The 19,199-nt window shown below is 64.4% G+C and carries 20 protein-coding genes and 1 pseudogene; 5 read left to right on the top strand and 16 right to left on the bottom strand.

The features are described 5' to 3' along the window. Positions 1-10 precede the first annotated feature (10 nt). Genes AC5O5R_RS02940 through AC5O5R_RS02960 form a run of 5 tightly spaced genes read right to left on the bottom strand, consistent with a single transcriptional unit; the run spans position 11 to position 3,980 of the window. A complete protein-coding gene (locus AC5O5R_RS02940; RefSeq protein ID WP_172230127.1) occupies positions 11-646 on the bottom strand; it encodes a DUF4136 domain-containing protein in 636 nt (211 codons plus the stop codon). A 21-nt stretch (positions 647-667) separates the two neighbouring features. Beyond that, positions 668-1,417, bottom strand: a complete 750-nt coding sequence (locus tag AC5O5R_RS02945; RefSeq protein WP_172230124.1) for a methyltransferase domain-containing protein — start codon at positions 1,415-1,417, stop codon at positions 668-670. Then, positions 1,414-1,719, bottom strand: coding sequence for a MazG-like family protein (locus AC5O5R_RS02950; protein WP_172230121.1), 306 nt, complete (start codon positions 1,717-1,719; stop codon positions 1,414-1,416). The genes AC5O5R_RS02945 and AC5O5R_RS02950 overlap by 4 nt, the downstream gene beginning before the upstream one ends. A 54-nt stretch (positions 1,720-1,773) precedes the next feature. Continuing rightward, positions 1,774-2,625, bottom strand: coding sequence for a MaoC family dehydratase (locus tag AC5O5R_RS02955; RefSeq protein ID WP_494514948.1), 852 nt, complete (start codon positions 2,623-2,625; stop codon positions 1,774-1,776). 2 nt (positions 2,626-2,627) lie between these two features. After that, on the bottom strand, positions 2,628-3,980 hold the full coding sequence (locus AC5O5R_RS02960; protein ID WP_172285718.1) for a 3-oxoacyl-ACP reductase: 1,353 nt from the start codon (positions 3,978-3,980) through the stop codon (positions 2,628-2,630). A gap of 118 nt (positions 3,981-4,098) precedes the next feature. Between AC5O5R_RS02960 and AC5O5R_RS02965 the strand changes: the two genes are divergently transcribed. Together AC5O5R_RS02965 and AC5O5R_RS02970 are read left to right on the top strand one after the other, a co-directional pair. After that, positions 4,099-5,376, top strand: a complete 1,278-nt coding sequence (locus AC5O5R_RS02965; RefSeq protein ID WP_172227938.1) for an acetyl-CoA C-acetyltransferase — start codon at positions 4,099-4,101, stop codon at positions 5,374-5,376. Positions 5,377-5,515: 139 nt separating this feature from the next. Then, on the top strand, positions 5,516-6,295 hold the full coding sequence (locus tag AC5O5R_RS02970; RefSeq protein ID WP_172285720.1) for an AraC family transcriptional regulator: 780 nt from the start codon (positions 5,516-5,518) through the stop codon (positions 6,293-6,295). Positions 6,296-6,340: 45 nt separating this feature from the next. Here AC5O5R_RS02970 and AC5O5R_RS02975 read toward each other — a convergent pair whose 3' ends face one another. From AC5O5R_RS02975 to AC5O5R_RS02995, 5 genes and pseudogenes are all read right to left on the bottom strand, one after another. Beyond that, entirely contained in the window at positions 6,341-7,108 is a 768-nt protein-coding gene (locus AC5O5R_RS02975; RefSeq protein WP_372242445.1) for a methyl-accepting chemotaxis protein, read from the bottom strand. Between the two features lie 90 nt (positions 7,109-7,198). Then, a pseudogene (locus tag AC5O5R_RS02980) lies at positions 7,199-8,284 on the bottom strand (cache domain-containing sensor histidine kinase); the annotation flags it as partial. Between the two features lie 167 nt (positions 8,285-8,451). Then, the gene (gene cueR / locus AC5O5R_RS02985) at positions 8,452-8,862 is read right to left on the bottom strand and encodes a Cu(I)-responsive transcriptional regulator (protein ID WP_494514949.1); all 411 of its coding nucleotides are present in this window, start codon (positions 8,860-8,862) and stop codon (positions 8,452-8,454) included. Next, on the bottom strand, positions 8,859-11,261 hold the full coding sequence (locus tag AC5O5R_RS02990) for a heavy metal translocating P-type ATPase (RefSeq protein WP_172285721.1): 2,403 nt from the start codon (positions 11,259-11,261) through the stop codon (positions 8,859-8,861). The genes cueR and AC5O5R_RS02990 overlap by 4 nt, the downstream gene beginning before the upstream one ends. Before the next feature lie 58 nt (positions 11,262-11,319). Continuing rightward, positions 11,320-11,706: a hypothetical protein gene (locus AC5O5R_RS02995; protein WP_172227948.1), complete on the bottom strand. Its 387-nt coding sequence runs from the start codon at positions 11,704-11,706 to the stop codon at positions 11,320-11,322. Positions 11,707-11,851: 145 nt separating this feature from the next. On the opposite strand from AC5O5R_RS02995, the gene AC5O5R_RS03000 reads away from it, so the two are divergent. Together AC5O5R_RS03000 and AC5O5R_RS03005 are read left to right on the top strand one after the other, a co-directional pair. After that, on the top strand, positions 11,852-12,049 hold the full coding sequence (locus tag AC5O5R_RS03000; RefSeq protein WP_172227950.1) for a heavy-metal-associated domain-containing protein: 198 nt from the start codon (positions 11,852-11,854) through the stop codon (positions 12,047-12,049). 117 nt (positions 12,050-12,166) lie between these two features. Continuing rightward, a complete protein-coding gene (locus AC5O5R_RS03005; protein WP_494514950.1) occupies positions 12,167-13,348 on the top strand; it encodes a multidrug effflux MFS transporter in 1,182 nt (393 codons plus the stop codon). Here AC5O5R_RS03005 and AC5O5R_RS03010 read toward each other — a convergent pair. Next, on the bottom strand, positions 13,299-13,496 hold the full coding sequence (locus AC5O5R_RS03010; protein WP_256676265.1) for a hypothetical protein: 198 nt from the start codon (positions 13,494-13,496) through the stop codon (positions 13,299-13,301). The genes AC5O5R_RS03005 and AC5O5R_RS03010 overlap by 50 nt on opposite strands. A gap of 491 nt (positions 13,497-13,987) precedes the next feature. On the opposite strand from AC5O5R_RS03010, the gene AC5O5R_RS03015 reads away from it, so the two are divergent. Further along, positions 13,988-14,701, top strand: a complete 714-nt coding sequence (locus AC5O5R_RS03015) for an ArsR/SmtB family transcription factor (protein WP_172285722.1) — start codon at positions 13,988-13,990, stop codon at positions 14,699-14,701. Positions 14,702-14,722: 21 nt separating this feature from the next. Here AC5O5R_RS03015 and AC5O5R_RS03020 read toward each other — a convergent pair whose 3' ends face one another. The 5 genes from AC5O5R_RS03020 to AC5O5R_RS03040 all read right to left on the bottom strand — a co-directional run bounded on the left by AC5O5R_RS03020 (position 14,723) and on the right by AC5O5R_RS03040 (position 19,084). Next, positions 14,723-15,670, bottom strand: coding sequence for an adenosine deaminase (locus AC5O5R_RS03020; protein WP_172230651.1), 948 nt, complete (start codon positions 15,668-15,670; stop codon positions 14,723-14,725). 96 nt (positions 15,671-15,766) lie between these two features. Continuing rightward, positions 15,767-16,453 carry an SDR family oxidoreductase gene (locus AC5O5R_RS03025; protein WP_172230654.1) on the bottom strand — a complete coding sequence of 229 codons (687 nt, stop codon included), beginning with the start codon at positions 16,451-16,453 and terminating at the stop codon, positions 15,767-15,769. A gap of 366 nt (positions 16,454-16,819) precedes the next feature. Further along, entirely contained in the window at positions 16,820-17,404 is a 585-nt protein-coding gene (locus AC5O5R_RS03030; RefSeq protein ID WP_172230657.1) for an IMPACT family protein, read from the bottom strand. Positions 17,405-17,413: 9 nt separating this feature from the next. Further along, positions 17,414-18,076: a TetR/AcrR family transcriptional regulator gene (locus tag AC5O5R_RS03035; protein ID WP_172230660.1), complete on the bottom strand. Its 663-nt coding sequence runs from the start codon at positions 18,074-18,076 to the stop codon at positions 17,414-17,416. 90 nt (positions 18,077-18,166) lie between these two features. After that, positions 18,167-19,084: a LysR family transcriptional regulator gene (locus tag AC5O5R_RS03040; protein ID WP_172230663.1), complete on the bottom strand. Its 918-nt coding sequence runs from the start codon at positions 19,082-19,084 to the stop codon at positions 18,167-18,169. Between the last annotated feature and the right edge of the window lie 115 nt (positions 19,085-19,199).

Raw genomic sequence — 19,199 nt, forward strand, 5'->3', positions numbered from 1 at the left:
CCGTTAAGCGTTAACTGGGAGGATAGCCGCTGAGCGCCTTGTGCACAGAATCGCGCAGGGCACTTTCGCGGTCGCGCGGCGAGTCCTTGTCGCTGCCGCTTTCGGCGCTGGCGCTCCAGACCGGCTGGCCGTTGCGGGCGTCGAACAGGTCGATGCGCACCACCATCACCTCCACCTCGTAGGTGCGCACGATGGGCACGCTGGCGTAACCCCCGTAGCCATGCCGATAGCCGCCGTAACCGACACCGCCATACGGGGATGGGCCGTAGTAGGGGTCGTATGAGTCGTAGTCACGCACCTGGCGCAAGCGCTTTTCCAGGCGAATGTCGGCGCTGACCAGCAAATCGCCGGCACCCCCCCGGGCGGGGCGCAGGCCATGCTGGTCGAGCGCGCCGCTTACGGCATCGGCCAGCTGTGCCGGGTCGGCATTAGCCGAGCCGCTGGGTAGCTGGCCACTGCGCCAGCTCCAGCTGCGGTACTGACCGTAATCACGAGAGGGCGCCGGGTAGGCACTGGCATCGAAGGTGCTGGCCGCCTGGGCCGGGGCCGGGGGCAGCGGGCGGCTGCTGGCCACATACGGGTTGCTGCCCTGGCAGCCAGCCAGGGCAAGCGGCAGCAGGGCCAGGCACAAAAGACGGTACGGCATTAATTCCTCCCGGCGGGCGGGTCAACGCGGGCGGCAGACCCAGTGCAGGTAGCGGCCAAGGCCGGCGAAGCTGGGGTGGCGACGATAGGCGAGTTCCATTTCCAGCAGGTCGAGTAGTTCGGCCTTGCCCTGGAATTCCTTGGGCATGTAGTCGTGGAACACGCGTACGCCGCTCTCGCTTTCGACCTGCCACATAGGATCAAGTTGCGCCTTGAGTTCACGTGGATCAAGCGGTTTCTGTGGGGTCAGGCTCTGCTTTTCACCTTCCAGCCGGTTGCTGCGCAACTTACGGAAGTGGCCTTTGAGCAGGTTGCGGTAGACCAGTGCGTCGCGGTTGTAGAATGCCAGTGACAACCAGCCGTTGGCGGCCGTGAGCTGGTGCAGCACAGGCAGGATGCTTTCGGGTTCGGCCAGCCATTCGAGCACGGCGTGGCACAGCACCAGGTCGTAGGGCTCGGTGAGCAGGCCGAGCAGGTCCTGCCAGGGGGCCTGAATGAAGGTGGCCGGTTGGCCGGCTTCGGCAAAGCGCGCCCGCGCGCCGTCGAGCATCGGCGCGGCAGGTTCGGCCAAGGTCAGCTGATGGCCGCGCTGGGCCAGCCACAGGGCCATATGGCCCAGCCCGGCGCCGATATCGAGGATGCGCAGTGGGCGGTCGGGCAGGGCCTCGGCCAGGTCGGCCTGCAGCACGGCCAGGCGGATGGCGCCCTTGGCACCGCCGTAGATCTTCTCGGCGAAGCGGGTGGCCAGTTCATCGAAGTGACGGTCGTTCATCGGGCGAAGCGCCTTTCGCTATCGGCCAGCTTGGCCCGCACCACCTGGTCCATGTCCAGGCCCAGTTCGCTGCACAGCAGCAACAGGTAGAGCACTATATCGCCGACTTCCTGGCCGGCGTGGGCAAGCTGGTCGGCTGGCAGCTGGCGCGACTGGTCCTCGCTCAGCCACTGGAAGATTTCCACCAGCTCGGCCATTTCGACGCTGGCGGCCATGGCCAGGTTCTTCGGGCTGTGGAAACCTCTCCAGTCGTTGGTGTCGCGGATCTGGTGCAGGCGTTGGGTGAGTTCTTGCAGATTCATCGGGTTCTCCTAATGCTGCATAGCTTCTGCCCAGGCCCGATGCAAAGCAAGCGCCTAAAGCCGATCCCAGCGCCCGACCATGTGCAGCACGCCGCCATGCCCATCCAGCCGTAACTGACCCGAAGGCCCCGCCTCGGTGGCGCTGAGCACTACCTCTGACGGCAGTCGCACCGGCTTGCGGAAATCCACTTCGAAGGCATAGCCACTGTGCGGCAGATGCCCGTTCAACGCTGCCAGGGCCATGGCCTTGCTCCACATGCCATGGGCGATGGCCGTAGGGAAGCCGAACAGCCGCGCACTGGCGGCGCTGAGGTGGATAGGGTTGTAGTCCCCGCAGACCTTGGCATAGCGCCGACCGATGTCACTGTCGGCGTACCAGCGGGTGGCCTCGGGCAGTGATGCTGGCTCACCCTCGGCAGGCTCTGCTGTTGCCCCTTCGAGCTTCAGCCTGCGCACCAGCATGCGGCTGGTCTCGCGCCACAGCAGGCCGATGCTGTCTTCAGCCTCGGTGACCAGGTCGAAGGTGCCGCCCTTGGCATGGGGCTGTAGATTATTCGCGTACACCGCAAAGCGCAGCCCCTCGACACCGCCAAGCGGGCGCAGCACTTCGATGCGGTTGTGCAGGTGCACCAGGCCCAGCAGCGGGAAAGGGAAGCCTTGGCCAGTCATCAACTGCAGCTGCAGGGTGAAGGCCATGATGTGTGGATAAGTACCCGGCAGCCGCCCGTTGTCGGGGAAGTGGCAGAGCCGCCGATAGGCGCCGAGGTTGTCCGGCTGAACCCGGATGAAGCAACGCAGGCCATCCTGCGGAAGTTGCTCGCCGCTGATCTTGCGCTTGCTCGCTGCACGCAGGTACAGGCTGGCGCGCGAAGCGGGGCTGTGCAGGTCGTGCCATTGTCGGTCCATGCTTACGCCCCCATCAGTGCCTGGCCACATACGCGCAGCACCTGGCCATTGACCGCCCCGGAGCCTGGCTGGCTGAGCCAGGCGATGGCTTCGGCGACGTCCTGCGGGCGGCCACCCTGGCCCAGGGTACTCAAGCGCCTGCCGGCTTCGCGCAGGCCCATGGGCATTGCCGCCGTCATGTGCGATTCGATGAAGCCGGGCGCCACGGCATTGATGCTGCCACCCCGTTCGGCAAGCCTGGGCGCCCAGGCCTGGGCCAGGCCAATCAGGCCGGCCTTGCTGGCGGCATAGTTGGCCTGCCCGCGGTTGCCGGCGATGCCGCTCACCGAGGCCAGCAGGGTGATGCGGGCATCTTCCCCCAAGGCGCCGTTGTCATGCAGCGCCTGGGTCAGTACCTGCGGCGCCTTGAGGTTGACCGCCAGCACCGCGTCCCAGTATTCGGGGGTCATGTTGGCCAAGGTCTTGTCGCGGGTAATGCCGGCGTTATGCACCACGATGTCGATGCCCTCTGGCAAGGCTGCGAGCAGCTGTGTTGCCGCGTCGCTGGCGCAGATATCCAGCGCCAGCGCTTTGCCGCCCAGGCGTGCAGCGAGGGCGTCGAGGTCCTGGCTGGCTTGCGGGACATCGAGCAGCAGCACGTCGGCGCCGTCCCGGGCCAGGGTCTCGGCGATGGCTGCACCGATACCGCGTGCAGCGCCTGTGACCAGGGCGCGACGGCCAGCCAGTGGCCGGGTCCAGTCTTCGACCTGGCTGGCGCAGGCCTCCAGGCGTAACACCTGGCCAGAAACAAAGGCGCTTTTCGGTGACAGGAAGAACCGCAGCGCACCTTCCAGCTGGTCTTCCGCGCCGGGGCTGACATACAGCAACTGTGCAGTCGCGCCATTGCGCAGCTCCTTGGCCAGCGAGCGGCTGAAGCCTTCGAGGGCACGCTGGGCGACGCTGGCCAACGGGTTGTCGAGGCTTTCCGGGGCCCGCCCCAGCACCACCACATGGGCACAGGGGGCGAGGCTGCGCAGCAGTGGCTGGAAAAACTCGCGCAACTGCTTGAGCGCATCGCTGTCGGACAGATGACTGGCATCGAATACCACGGCCTTGATCTTCGGCCCCAGGCCGGCGACCCAGGCCTCGGCCTGCAGGTTGTCGGCATTGAAGCTGTAAAGCTCGTCGGTCAGGCGCGCTGCGATGGCTTGCACTTTGCCCGCCAGTGGTCCGCCACCCAACACCAGGGCGCCTTCCACCGGGCGCAGGCGACCTGACTGCCAGCGCTCCAGCGGTGCGGGTGCAGGCAGGCCCAAGGCATCCACCAGCCGGCGCCCGAGGTTGGAGTTGGCAAAGTCGAGATAACGATCGCTCATTGAGTGGTCTCCGCAAGGCAGGCTTGAAAGTGTGGACCAAGTTTGTGTCGACACGTTCGAATCGTGGCAAAAACACCTAGGCTGTAACGGGTCAAATTGTTTCTGGAGGAACCAACGCATGCGTTCATCTCGCCGGGTAGCGATCCTGGGCGGCAACCGAATACCCTTTGCCCGCTCCAATGGCGCCTACGCAACGGCCAGTAACCAGGCGATGCTGACCGTCGCCCTGGAAGGCTTGATCGAACGCTATCGCCTGCATGGGCTGCGAATGGGGGAGGTGGTGGCTGGCGCCGTGCTGAAGCATTCGCGCGACATGAACCTGACCCGCGAATGCGTGCTGGGATCACGGTTGTCGCCCCAGACGCCGGCGTATGACATCCAGCAAGCTTGTGGCACCGGGCTTGAGGCGGCGCTGCTGGTGGCCAACAAGATTGCCCTGGGCCAGATCGACTGCGGCATTGCCGGCGGTGTGGACACCACCTCGGATGTACCGATTGCCGTCAGCGAAGGCCTGCGCCATATCCTGTTGCAGGCCAGCCGTGGCAAAAGCCTGGGCGAGCGGCTGCAGCCCTTTCTCAAGCTGCGCCCTCACCACCTGAAGCCCGAGTTGCCGCGCAACGGCGAACCGCGCACGGGGTTGTCTATGGGCGAGCATTGCGAGCGCATGGCCCAGGCCTGGCGTATCGGCCGTGCCGAACAGGACGAACTGGCGCTGCTCAGCCACCAGAAGCTTGCCGCCGCCTATGCCGGGGGATGGCAGGATGATTTGCTGACGCCGTTTCTTTCGCTTGCGCGGGACAACAACCTGCGCCCGGACCTGACCCTGGAGCAGCTGGCCAGGCTCAAGCCAGCCTTCGATCGCAGTGGCCAGGGCACGCTGACGGCGGGCAACTCCACGCCGCTTACCGATGGTGCCTCGCTGGTGCTGCTGGGCACCGAGGAATGGGCTGCGCAGCAGGGCCTGCCGGTGCTGGCTTACCTGGTCGATGGCGAGACAGCAGCGGTGGACTTTGTCACCGGCCGCGAAGGGCTGTTGATGGCCCCGGCTTATGCGGTGCCGCGTTTGCTGGCGCGCAACGGCCTGACGCTGCAGGACTTTGACTACTACGAAATCCATGAAGCCTTTGCGGCCCAGGTGCTGTGCACACTCAAGGCCTGGGAGGATGCCGATTTCTGCCGTGAGCGGCTGGGGCTGGATGCGCCGCTTGGGTCAATCGACCGCAGCAAGCTCAACGTCAAGGGCAGTTCGCTGGCGGCCGGCCACCCGTTTGCGGCGACTGGCGGCCGGATATTGGCCAACCTGGCCAAGCTGCTGGCGACCGCAGGAAAGGGGCGGGGGCTGATCTCGATCTGCGCGGCGGGTGGGCAGGGCGTGACTGTCATCATGGAGCGGTGATTCTTCGGGCTACCGCGTCGACTTCTTCGCGGGTGAACCCGCTCCCACAGGACTATGCGAAACCCTGTGGGAGCGGGTTCACCCGCGAAGCAGGCGGTAAACTGTTAGGCTTGTCTGCTCAGAACTACAAGAAACCGCCATGCCGATCATCGGACAACCCCGCGCCCTTCCGGCGCTGGATCATCTGCCCAGGCCCCTCTACGCCCGTTCGGAGAGCCTCGGCGCCGGTTCCTGGACGACCCGGCACCAGCACGACTGGGTGCAGTTTTCCTACGCCATCAGCGGGGTGCTGGGCGTGTACACCCATGAGGGCAGCTACTTCGCCCCGCCGCAATGGGGTGTGTGGATTCCTGCCGATGCCGAGCACGAGGTGGTGACTTCGATGCGCGCCGAGATGCGCAGCCTGTACGTGCGTCGTGATGCCTGCCCATGGGCAGCGCAGCAATGCCGCGTGCTGGAGGTGACCCCGCTGGCGCGCGAGCTGATCAAGCAGTTCTGCCTGTTCCCGGCGGATTACCCGGAGGGCGACAGCGTCGAAGCACGCCTGGTAGCTGTGCTGCTTGACCAGTTGCGCAGCTTGCCGGAAGTAGGTTTTTCGCTGCCGTTGCCACGTCACCCCGGGCTGCTGGCGCTGTGCAACGGCCTGATCGCGGCGCCGGACCAGCCGCAAACCTTGCAGCAGTGGGCCCGGCAGCTGGGGTGTTCGGAGAAGACACTGATGCGGCTGTTCCAGCGCGAGACCGGCTTGAGCTTTCGCAACTGGCGCCAGCGCATGCGCCTGCTGTCATCGCTGGCGTTGCTGGAGGCGGGGGAGAATGTGACCGAGGCGGCGCTGGGCTGTGGGTATGATTCCACCTCGGCCTACATTGCCGCGTTCAAGCAGTTGTTCGGGGCAACGCCAGGGGAGTTGAAGCTTTAACGATCGGTCGCCAGTGCCGGCCCCTTCACCGGCACTGGCTGCACATCAGGTACGGAACCTGCGCACCAGCGTATCCAGCTCATTGGACAACCCGGCCAGGCTCTCCGAGTCCACCCGTGCCGCCTGGGCCAGTTCGGCCACCAGCTGCGCATCTCCGTGAATCTGGCTGATATGCCGATTGATGTCCTCGGCCACCTGGTGCTGCTCCTCGGCCGCCGTGGCGATCTGCGTATTCATGTCGCGAATCACATCCACCGACTCGCGGATCTGCCCAAAGCTGTCGCGGGCCAGGCCGATACGGCTGACCGACTGCTGCGATACCTCCAGGCTGGCATGCATCTGCTCGGCCACTTCGGCAGTGCGGCTGGCCAGGTTGCCCAGCAGGCCGTCGATTTCGGCAGTCGAGTCGGCGGTGCGCTTGGCCAGCGCCCGTACCTCGTCGGCCACTACAGCAAAGCCACGGCCCTGCTCACCGGCACGTGCCGCCTCGATGGCGGCATTGAGGGCCAGCAGGTTGGTCTGCTCGGCAATCGAGCGAATGGTGCCAAGGATCGACTGAATGGCGTTGCTGTCGCGCTCCAGCTGCTGGATCGACTGCGCCGACTGCTCGATTTCCTGGCTCAGGCGGTCGACGCTATGTACGGCGGCATCAATCTGCTGCTGGCCTTCCCGCGCCTGTTGCTGGCCGCTGTCGGCCGACTGCGCCGCCTGGCTGCAGGACCGCGCCACTTCGTTGGCGGTAGCGACCATTTCGTGGAAAGCGGTGGAAACCATGTCCACGGCTTCGCGCTGGCGGCCGGCCGCTTCGGCCATGTCGCTGGAGACGCGGGTCGAGCGTGTGGAGGTGCTGAGAATCTTGCCGGCGGCAGCACCAATGTGCTGGATCAGGCTGCGAATGGCGCCGAGGAACTGGTTGAACCAGCTGGCCAGTTGCGCGGTTTCGTCACGGCCACGGATTTCCAGGTTGCGGGTCAGGTCACCCTCGCCTTGGGCAATGTCCTCCAGGCTGTTGGTGACGCTGTTGATCGGGCGCACGATGAGCTTGGCGAAGGCCGCGCCGACCACGGCGAACAGCGCCGCCAGCACCACGGCGATGACGCCGATCAGCCAGGTCAGCCGGGTAGTGGTCTGCATCACTTCGCTTTGCTGGATCAGGCCGATGAAGGTCCAGCCCAGTTGCTCGTCGGGATACACGTTGGCCATGTAGCGCACGCCGTTGAGCTCGACTTCGACCAGGCCTTTGCCGGCCTTGGCAAGCTCGGCGTAACCGTCGCCAAAGCTGGCCAGCTGCTTGAAGTTGTGGGCGGCGTCACGCGGGTCGACCATCACGTTGCCGTTGCTTTCAACCAGCATCAGGTAGCCGCTGTCACCCAGTTTGATCTGCTTGACGATTTCGGTCAGGCCTTTGAGCGACACGTCGATGTTGACCACGCCGCCGGGGTTGCCCAGCTGGTTGGCCACGGCGCGCACGGTGCTGACCAGCACGGCGTCGTCGGCAGCCCAGTAGTAGGCGCCGGTGCGTACGGTCTTGCCCGGGTTGGCCATGGCCAGCTGGTACCACGGACGGGGGCGCGGGTCGTAGTTGACGAACTTCTGCCCGGCCGGCCAGCCGACGTAGCCGCCGTCACTGACCCCGTAGGAAACATAGGCATAGTTGGGGTGTGAGTCTGCCAGGCGGGTGAAGAACTCCAGCAGCTGCTTGTCCTGCTCGCCCAGCTCGTAGGACGGGTTGGCACTGGTGAACTTGTTCAGGTTGCTGCCGGTGGCGGCGACCATGGGCTGCGCAGCGAGGTACTCGACGTTCTGGTTGATGCCCTGGAAGAAGATGTTCATCGCGTTGCTGACCTGGCGGATTTCCCGGCTGCTGCCGTCGAGGAATCCATCGCGGGCTTCGCCACGCAGGTTGAGGACCACAAGGGTGGCCACGAGGACGATGGGCAAGCCGGCGATGACCGCGAATGCCCAGGTCAGTTTCTGTTTGATGCTCATCGACGCTCCCGGGATTTTTGTTTTCGACACATGAGGCAGGTAGCAACTGCATCGGCCACATCCGGGTTTTATGAAGCCAGAACGCCTGTATTTATTGGATAAAGTCGTGGTTGGTGACTATTCGGTCGTGTTTGGACGCTTATGGCATACCAAACGGCTGTGACGGTTCAGTTACAGCAGGTTCCCGCAGCGCCATTGGCCAGGTCCTTGAGGATCGGGCAGTCCGGGCGGTCGTCCCCCTGACAGTGCGAAACCAGTTCGCCAAGGGTATCGCGAAGACTCACCAGTTCCTCGATGCGGCGGTTCAGCTCACCGATGTGCTGCATGGCCAGCGCCTTCACATCGGCGCTGGCGCGTTGGCGGTCCTGCCACAGGGTCAGCAGCTTGCCGACCTCTTCCAGGGAAAACCCCAGGTCGCGCGAGCGCTTGATGAAGGCCAGGCTATGCAGGTCTTGCGCCTGGTACAGGCGGTAGCCGCTGTCACTGCGCGCGGCGGGCTTGAGCAGGCCGATGGCTTCGTAATAACGGATCATCTTGGTGCTGAGCCCGCTGCGGCGGGCGGCCTGGCCGATGTTCATGGGGCGTCCTCCTGGTGGGTGGTGCCGGGTTTCCAGGCCTTCAGCCACAGCGCGTTGCTGACCACGCTGACGCTGGACAGGGCCATGGCGGCGCCGGCCAGCACCGGGTTGAGATAACCCAGCGCAGCCAGCGGAATGCCGATCAGGTTATAGATGAACGCCCAGAACAGGTTCTGGCGGATCTTTGCGTAGGTCTTGCGGCTGATTTCCAGGGCGGCGGGCACCAGGCGCGGGTCGCCACGCATCAGTGTGATGCCGGCTGCCTGCATTGCCACGTCGGTGCCGCCACCCATGGCGATGCCGATGTCGGCGGCGGCCAGGGCCGGGGCATCATTGATGCCGTCGCCGACCATGGCAACCACGCCATCCTGCTTCAGCGCAGCCACCGTCGCGGCCTTGTCGGCCGGCAGCACCTCAGCATACACATCGTCGATGCCCAGGGCGTCGGCCACCACTTTGGCGCTGCCGCGGTTGTCCCCGGTCAGCAGGTGGCTGCTGATGTGTTGTGCGTGCAAGGTGTCGATGGCCTGCGCGGCGCCGGGCTTGAGGCTGTCACCAAAGGCGAACAGGCCCAGCACGCGGGGTTGCGTGCCGCGTTCGACCAGCCATGACAGGGTGCGCCCCTCGGCTTCCCAGGCCTGGGCCTTGGCGGCCAGGTCGCCGGGCAGCAGCCCGCTTTCATCGAGCAGGCGGCGGTTACCCAACGCCAGCTCGCGGCCTTCGACACGCCCGGCTATGCCGCGCCCGGTCAGCGACTGGCTGTCGGCGACAGTCGGCACGTCGAGCCCTTGTTCGGCACAGGCGTCCAGCACCGCTTTGGCCAGCGGGTGTTCGCTGCCGCGCTGCAGGGCGCCGGCCAGGCGGTGCAGGTCGGCGCCGCTGCCATCTTGCGCCTGGCTGTGGACCACCCGGGGGCTGCCGGAGGTGAGGGTGCCGGTCTTGTCGAAGACCACACGGTTGACCGCATGGGCACGCTCCAGGGCTTCGGCGTCCTTGATCAGGATGCCATGGCGGGCGGCAACGCCGGTGCCGGCCATGATCGCCGCGGGCGTGGCCAGGCCGAGTGCACAGGGGCAGGCGATGACCAGCACGGCGACGGCGTTGATCAGCGCGGTTGCCAGCGGTGCGCCCGCCAGCCACCAGCCGACCAGGGTGATCAGCGCCAGCACCAGCACGGCCGGGACGAACACCTGGCTGACCCGGTCGACCAGCTTCTGGATCGGGGCTTTGGCGGCCTGGGCGTCTTCTACCAGGCGAATGATGCGGGCCAGTACGGTCTCGGTACCAAGCGCCTGGGTGCGTACCAACAGCCGGCCTTCGCCATTGATGGCGCCGCCGGTGACATTATCGCCAGGTTGCTTGGGCACTGGCAGGCTCTCGCCGCTGATCAGGGCTTCGTCGGCATGGCTACTGCCGTCTTCGACCACACCATCGACCGGAAAGCGCTCGCCGGGCTTGACCAGCACCAGGTCGCCGAGGCGCAGCTGGGTGATGGCTACGTCTTCTTCCTGGCCATCGACTACGCGCAGTGCGCGCTCCGGGCGCAATGCTTCAAGGGCACGGATGGCACTGGCGGTCTGGCGCTTGGCGCGGCTTTCCAGGTACTTGCCGAGCAACACCAGGGCAATCACCACGGCCGAGGCTTCGAAGTACAGGTGCGGTGTCATGCCGGCAGGGGCTTGTGCCCACTGGTACAGGCTCAGGCCGTAGCCGGCGCTGGTGCCCAGGGCTACCAGCAGGTCCATGTTACCGGCACCTGCGCGTACTGCCTTCCAGGCGGCCACGTAGAAGCGCGCCCCCAGAATGAACTGCACCGGCGTGGCCAGCAGGAACTGCGCCCACGCTGGCAACATCCAGTGCAGGCCGAACGGCTGCACCAGCATTGGCAATACCAGTGGCATGGCCAGCAGCAAAGCCGCGCCGACTGCCAGGCGCTCATTGCGCAGGCGGCGTTGGGCAGCCTGTTGATCGTCCTTGGCCGCTTGCGGCAGGCTGGCGCTGTAGCCGGCCTTGTGCACAGTTTCGATCAGCAGGTTGTCGTCGACGGCCGCGAGCACTTCGAGGTGTGCGCGTTCGCTGGCCAGGTTGACGCTGACCTGCTCGACCCCTGGCAACTTGGCGAGCGCGCGCTCGACACGGGCCACGCAACTGGCGCAGGTCATGCCGCCAATCTGCAGTTCGACGGTGCGGACAGGCACGCCGTAGCCGGCTTCGCGCACAGCGTCGACCAGGGCCGCCAAGCTGTTGGCCGGGGCCTGGACACGGGCCTTTTCGGTGGTGAGGTTGACGCTGACCTGTTCAGCGCCGGTGACCTTGCGCAGGGCGCGCTCGACCCGGCCAGCACAGCTGGCGCAGGTCATGCCGGAGATCGGCAGGTCGTATGTGGTGGATGCGGGCATGGCTCTCCTCCTTGGACAGGGCTTCAGCATCAGCATCAACCTTGCCACGCAGGTAAGGTCAATAGCCCAGGCTGGCTCGCTTCAACTCCAGGCCATAGTGCCCCATTGCGATGCGGTATTTGTTGATCTGGCCCGCCTGCAGGTTCAAGCGCGTGCTGCGCTGGTCCTCGATACCCGCTTTGCATCCCGGCATCTGCCCTGGCAGCAGGCGCAGGCGCACATCCACTGGGCCCGGTGGCAGGTTGAACGAGGTGGACTGCTCCTGGAACACCCGGCCGGAGAGCTGGTCGTTGAGGTACACGCCGATTTCACAACTGCTGGCCACTTCCAGGCGCTCGCGGGAAATGATCAGCACGCTGTAGTCCGAGTTGCCTTCGGCGCTAGCCGGTGGCACCGCAGCCAGCGCGCTCAACAGCCCGACAACGCCCAATGCTGCCCTGAACATGAAAAATCTCCTGATTGCATGACATCCAAAGGCGCAGCTTGGCCGACGCGGGCGCGGATTTCCACCCCAGGTGTCGCATGGCAGGCCTTGACCTTGCCCCGATGGCAAGCTTGAGACTGCCGGAAACCATCAAGGAGGTAACCCCATGCAAGTGTTCAATGTACAAGGCATGACCTGTGGCCATTGCGTGAAGGCCGTGACCCGAGCGGTGCAGGCGCAGGATGGTGCGGCCGAGGTCGAGGTCGACCTGGCGGCCAGGCAGGTGCGGGTACAGAGTGAGTTGGCACAGGAGCAAATTCTTGTGGCCATTCGTGATGAGGGCTATCAGGCCGAAGTGGCCTGAACCATTGCCTGAGGGAGCGGGGCGCAGCCGCCCTCGGGTTTGTTGCAAATGTTTTCAGACTGATGGGGTCCACAGCAGGTAGAATCAGCCACTTGCTTAGCCTGCTATGGATTCCTGATGAACCTGCGAATGGTGCTCATCCTGGGCGCACTCAGTGCGTTCGGGCCCTTGGCGATCGACTTCTACCTGCCTGCCTTCCCGGCCATGGCGCAGGCGTTCGCCACCGACGAAAAACACGTTCAGGCCACCTTGGCCGCCTATTTCCTCGGCTTGTCCATCGGGCAGTTGGCCTACGGCCCGGTGGCGGACCGTTTTGGTCGGCGCAAGCCGCTGATGTTCGGCGTGACCTTGTTCACCCTGGCTTCACTGGCGTGCGCCTACGCCCCCAACCTCGACACCCTGGTGCTGGCGCGGTTCGTCCAGGCGCTGGGCGGTTGCGCCGGCATGGTGCTGTCGCGGGCCATCGTCAGCGACAAGTGCGACCCTGTGGCTTCGGCCAAGGTCTTTTCGCAACTGATGCTGGTCATGGGCCTGGCGCCGATCCTGGCGCCGATGCTGGGTGGGGTTCTTGTGAACCTGGCCGGCTGGCAGTCGATCTTCCTGGCCTTGAGCCTGTTCAGTGCCGGCTGCCTGCTGGCGGTCAGCCTGGGTCTGCCAGAAAGCCTGCCTGCGGACATGCCGCGTCAGCCACTGTCGGGTGCCTTGAGACAGTACCTGCGTCTGCTCGCCGACCGGGTTTTCCTCGGGCATGCCTTGACCGGCGGTATCGCCATTGCCGGTATGTTCGCCTATATCGCCGGCTCGCCTTTCGTGTTCATCAAGCTTTACGACGTGCCAGCCGAGCACTACGGCTGGCTGTTCGGCACCAATGCCGCCGGTTTTATCCTGGTGGCGCAGGTGAACGCGCGCATGCTGGCCAAACGTGGGCCGGCGTTCCTGCTGGCGCGCGCAGTGTGGATGTACCTGGCTGCGGGCCTGGCGCTGCTGGGCGTGGCAGCACTGCAACCGGCACAGCTATGGCCACTGCTGGTGCCGCTGTTCCTCTGCATCGCCAGCCTGGGCTGCATCATCCCCAATGCTTCAGCCTGCGCCATGAGCGGGCAGGGCGCGCGGGCTGGCAGCGCCTCGGCACTGATGGGCTGCCTGCAGTTCAGCGTGGCCGCGGGTGCGGCGGCGCTGGTCGGGCTGCTGCATGATGGCAGTGCGGTGCCGATGGCGCTGGTGATCAGCTTGTGCGGGGCACTGGCGGTCAGTGTCGCGCTGCTGACCCGGCGTTTGCAGGCCAGGCGTCCCGCATGAGCGGGTGAGGTGCCTGCAAGCGGGTTTCCAGCGTGGCCACGAAAGCACGCGCTTCGGCCTCGCTACGGAAACTCACCACGTGTTGATCGAGCTGCACCTGCCAAGGGCAGGCGGGGTTGCGGCTCGAGGTGCTGACGACAATTTTCATCGTGGCATACCTCCTGAAGGGGGGAGCGGATCAAGTGTAGCGCTGTGCCCCCTGCCTGCCATGACCTTCATCAGTGTCCTGACTGACGGTCGCCGGAAGCCTTTTTTGCGCCGCGTTTGCTGCTTGCCCCTCTCTGCCTGCGAGTAGCTGGAACCTTTCGCTTTATATTGCGCTATTTGCGGAAGTTGCTTGTCGGCCGCTTCCGAAGTTGCGTTCGGTGTTTTCTCCTCAGCACGTCCCTGTCCCTCTGCGCTGGCCCGCAGGGCTGCCTGTTCACGCGGTTTTGGCAAGGTCCTGCAATGCGCTGTCCGGAATGCAATGGGTAGGCATACCCAGTGGCTTTTCGGCGAGTCTGTTCCCGAACCGGTCTGCCGGAATGCTGTTTGCTGCGGCTTATACTGGCGAACCAGGCCAGTGCCAGCGAGAGGTGCTTCCCTGCCAGGGGTTGACCATCGCATCCACTCAGTGAACTTGCAGGGAGTTACAGGGACATGAACGCAGCCAGCAGTATCAGCCAGATCGCCAGCCTGATGGCCGACCCCAAGCGCAGTGCCATGTTGTGGGCACTGATCGATGGCACGCCACGGCTGGCCAATGAGCTTGCAGTAATGACCGGCCTGACTTCGTCGTCGGCCTGCGCTCATCTATCGTTGCTGTCGTCGGCGGGTCTGCTCAGGCATGAAGCAAGGGGCCGCAAGCGCTACTTCCGCCTGGCAACCCCGCAGGTCGGGGCGGCAGTAGAGGCCCTGGCCAGCGTGCAGCTTGAAAGCGCCAGGGGGGAACGGCCCAAAGCGCCGGTATCACCGTTGCCCATGTCGATGCGCCGGGCACGCCGTTGTGGTGATCACCTGGGCGGAGAGCTGGCGGGTGAGTTGTACCATCGCCTGGTGGTGGCCGGTTGGCTGGAAGGCAGCGGTCGTCAGTTGATGGTAAGTGACGAGGGGCGGGCGCAGCTTGCTCAGGTGGGGGTGTACATCGACGCCTTGGCGCCGCATCAGCAACGTGGTTGCGTGATTTGCCGCTGCACCGAGTGGAACGACCAGGGGCCGCATCTGGGCGGGGTGCTGGGCCAGGCTCTGTTCAGGTTGTTCCTGCAGTCTGGCTGGATGCGTGAGGCCGAGGACACGCGGGCATTGCATATCACGGCGGTGGGTATCCAGCAGATCAACTGCATAGCCCGCGTGACGACGCTGCAGCTCGGTTGACCGCAACGTCGCCGTTTCGAATCAGACCAGTCTGGCGTCCAGGCTGTTCTGGGCCAGGCGGCGCGCCTGGTCTTCGGTCATGCCCAGGTGGGTGTGCAGGGCGTGGAAGTTTTCCGTGACGTAGCCGCCGAAATAGGCCGGGTCGTCCGAGTTGACCGTCACCTTCACGCCGCGTTCGAGCATGTCGAGGATGTTGTGCTGGCTCATGTGGTCGAACACGCAGAGCTTGGTGTTGGACAGCGGGCAGACCGTGAGCGGGATCTGCTCGTCGATGATGCGCTGCATCAGGCGCTCGTCCTCGATAGCGCGCACGCCGTGGTCGATACGCTTGATCTTCAGCAGGTCCAGGGCCTCCCAGATGTATTCGGGCGGGCCTTCTTCGCCAGCATGCGCAACGGCGACGAAGCCCTCGCTGCGGGCGCGGTCGAATACGCGCTGGAACTTGCTTGGCGGGTGGCCCATTTCCGAGCTGTCCAGGCCAACGGCGATGAACGCATCGCGGAACGGCAGGGCCTGGTCGAGGGTCTTGTGCGCTTCATCTTCGCTGAGGTGGCGCAGGAAGCTGAGGATCAGGCCACTGCTGATGCCCAGTTGCTGGCGGCCATCCTTTAGCGCCTGGTTGATGCCGTTGAGCACCACCTCGAAGGGGATGCCGCGGTCGGTGTGGGTTTGCGGGTCGAAGAACGGCTCGGTGTGGATCACGTTCTGGGCCTTGCAGCGTTGCAGGTAGGCCCAGGTCAGGTCGTAGAAGTCCTGCTCGGTGCGCAGCACGTCGGCGCCCTGGTAATACAGGTCGAGGAATTCCTGGAGGTTGTTGAAGGCATAAGCGCCCCGCAAGGTCTCCACATCGTCCCAGGGCAGGGCGATCTTGTTGCGCTCGGCCAGGGCGAACAGCAGCTCGGGCTCCAGGGAGCCTTCCAGGTGCAAGTGCAGTTCGGCCTTGGGCAGGGCGTTCAACCAGTCATACATAGTGGGTCATCTCGATCAGGTACTGTTGCCGCCATTCTACAGGGGCTGGCCGGGCAATGCGCCCGACCAGGCTGCGACCGGATGAATCACCAGGCATTACCAGATCAAGGGTTCGCCTTTGTAGTTGATGAAGCGCAACCCGCCGTTACCACTTTGCGCCTTGATCTGTTCGAGCATGCCGCGGGTACTTGTCGGTACGTCGATCTCGGCGTTTTCGCCGCCCATGGCGGTCTTTACCCAACCCGGGTGCATGGCCAGGACGCACAGGTCGGGCCGCTGCTGTTCGACGACGAAGCTGTTGATCATCGAGTTCAGTGCCGCCTTGCTGGCCTTGTACAGGCAGATTTCGCCGCCGTCGGGGATGGTCACGCTACCCAGGATCGAGCTCATGAAGGCCAGCACCCCGCTGTCTTTGCGTACCTGGCCGACAAAGCGGCGGGCCACGCGGATCGGCGCCACGGCGTTGGTCATGAACAGGTCGCTGATGTCGCTGTTCTGAACGCGCTCGAGGTCTTGCGGCAGGGGGCCCATGACGCCAGCGTTGACGAACACCAGGTCGAACACCTGGCCTTTCAGGCGTTGCTGCAGGGCATCAAGCTGGGCTGTATCGTTCATTTCCAGCTGTTCGATATGCACGTCGGGCACATCCTTCAGGGCACCGGGCTGCAGCGGGTTGCGTACGGTGGCGGTGATGTTCCAGCCGTCTTCTTGCAGGCGTTGCACCAGGCCCAGGCCCAGCCCGCGGGAGGCACCGATGATCAGTGCGTTTTTTTCGTCAGCCATGTGAGCGCTCCTTGGTGGTTTTGCAGAAGGGGGGTAGTGAGGATAGTGCAGGGCGGAGCCTGTCTCAGGGATAAATGGTTAAAAAATGTTCAGCCCCGGCAAGCCTTGTATTGCCGGGCGGTTGGCCTGTTGGCGCACGGGTTATCCACAGGCTGGTCCACAGTTATTGTGTGCAAGACAGAAAACGCCTGCGTCGCTACAAGCGCGATTGAATTGGGGATAACTTGAAACTATTCAGCAGTTTGCGGCTGTCATCAAAAAGTGATCAAAATATGATCAAAGCCTTGCAGGCCTTGTGGGCGTAAGCGTGCAGCAGAGTGCCCCAAGCTTATCCACAGGCAGGCCCACAGCTGCTGTGGGCAATATTCAGCGCGCTTCGAGCAAGATGCGCCCGCGGCTGAGGTCAGCCAGTTGCTGTTGCAGCGGCGCAAGGTGGGCTTCGCCTACGGCGATGAGCATGTCCACGCCATTGGCCGTGAACTGCTCATCCAGTACCAGGCCGTCAACCTCTGCCAGGCGCAACTTCACCAGTGCCAGCTCGCTGAAACTGCAGCTGCAGGCAAACTCGCTGCGTTGCACCAGCAGCCGCTTGGGCGCCTGCTGCAGGCATTTGTTGGCGCCGCCGCCATAGGCCCTGGCCAGGCCGCCGGTGCCCAGCTGGATACCGCCGTACCAGCGAATCACCAGCACCACTACCTGATCGCAGTCCTGTGCTTCGATGGCCGCCAGGATCGGCCGACCTGCGGTGCCGCCGGGCTCACCATCATCGCTGCTGCGGTACTGCGCGCCGAGTTTCCAGGCCCAGCAATTGTGAGTGGCTGCCAGGTCGCTGTGACGTTCGATGAAACTCATCGCCTCGGCGGCGCTGCTGATCGGCCCGGCGAGGGTGATGAAGCGGCTTTTACGGATTTCCTCGCGGTATTCGCAGAGGTCGAGCAGGGTAGAGGGCATAAATGATGGTCAGGCAGCCGGCTTGATGCCGCAGCCCTTCAGGATAATGTGGATAAGATTGTTGCTCGCGTCTTCCATGTCCTGCTTGGTCAGGCGGCTGCGGCCGGTAACCTGGCAGATCTGGGTGGCGAAGTCGGCATAATGCTGGGTGCTGCCCCACAGCAGGAAGATAAGATGCACCGGGTCGACCGGGTCCATCTTGCCCGCTTCCATCCAGGCCTGGAACACCGCAGCCCGGCCGCGGAACCATTCGCGGTAGTCGGCACTGAAATATTCGGTCAGGCAGGTGCCGCCGCTGATCACTTCCATGGCGAAAATCCGCGAGGCTTGCGGGTTGCGCCGCGAAAACTCCATCTTGGTGCGGATGTACTGGCTCAGGGCTTCACCCGGGTCGTCCTCCACGCTCAGGGCGTTGAAGGTGCTGTCCCACAATTCGATGATGTTGCTGAGCACCGCGATATAAAGGCCCAGCTTGTTGGTGAAGTAGTAGTGCAGGTTGGCCTTGGGCAACCCCGCCTTGAGGGCGATGGTGTTCATGCTGGTGCCCTTGAAGCCATGGCGGGCAAATTCGTCTTCGGCGGCCTGGATGATCGCCTGTTCGTTCTTCTGGCGGATGCGGCCGGCGGGCTTGCCCGAGGCGGAGAGGCGATGCGCAGGGACTTCTAGGGTCATGGACGATTCCGTACGGGTCAGTGGCTGCGGCAGTCGGACAAGATTACCTGCCTGTGACGAACTGACAAGCATTTGCGGCAGGTACTGGCATCAGCGTGTCGCAGCCAGGCTTTCGAGGAAGCTTTCCAGCACCAGGTTCGGCCGCCGGCCCTTGCGGGTGACCCAGCTGAGGCTCAGGTCATAGAAGCGTTGCTGGGGTTTCAGGGCACGCAAGCGCCCTTGCTGCACCCAGAACGAGGCGTAGTGGTCTGGCAGGTAGCCGATGTAGCGCCCGGTGAGGATGAGAAACGCCATACCCTCGCGGTCCGACGCGCTGGCCGTGCAGTTCAGCGCCTGATAATGCGCCTGGATGTCGGCCGGCAGGCGAAAGGTGGGCGTGATGGCTTCCTGGCTGTTGAGGCGCTCGTCGTCGATCTGCTGGTCTTCGGCATAGAACAGCGGGTGGCCGACGGCGCAGTACAGCAGCGAGCGTTCGCTATACAACGGTTGGTACTCAAGCCCCGACAGCGGGCTGGTCTGGGGTACGACCCCGACATGCAGGCTGCCGTCGAGCACGCCGTGTTCGACCTGGCTCGGGGCAATCATGCGGATCTGGATGCGCACATCGGGGCCCCGGTCCTTCAGCTCGGCCAGGGCATGGGTGATGCGCATGTGCGGCAGGGTAACCAGGTTGTCGGTCAGGCCAATGTTCAACTCACCACGCAAATGCTGATGCAGGCCGTTGACCTCGGTGCGGAAGCTTTCCAGGGCACTGAGCAGTTGCAGGGCCGAATGGTAGACCTCGCGGCCCTCCTCGGTCAGCGAGAAGCCGGCCCGGCCGCGTTGACACAGGCGCAGGCCGAGGCGTTGCTCAAGGTCATTCATCTGCTGGCTGATGGCCGAACGGCCGATGCCCAGTACGTTCTCGGCTGCCGAGAAACCGCCGCACTCCACTACGCTGCGGTAGATCTTCAGCAGGCGGATGTCGAAATCGCTGACTTGGGCGAGTGGATCGGGGCGTCGGCTCATTAGTTTAGTCACGACCTGTCTGAAGATTAGAAATGTAGGCTTTTCCCGACTTTATCGCCGTGCCAATTTAGCTGCAACAACATACATCGTTGCCTAATCGTCTTTCGAGGAACCG

It is taken from the genome of Pseudomonas sp. 8_5_2 (genome assembly GCF_059295255.1).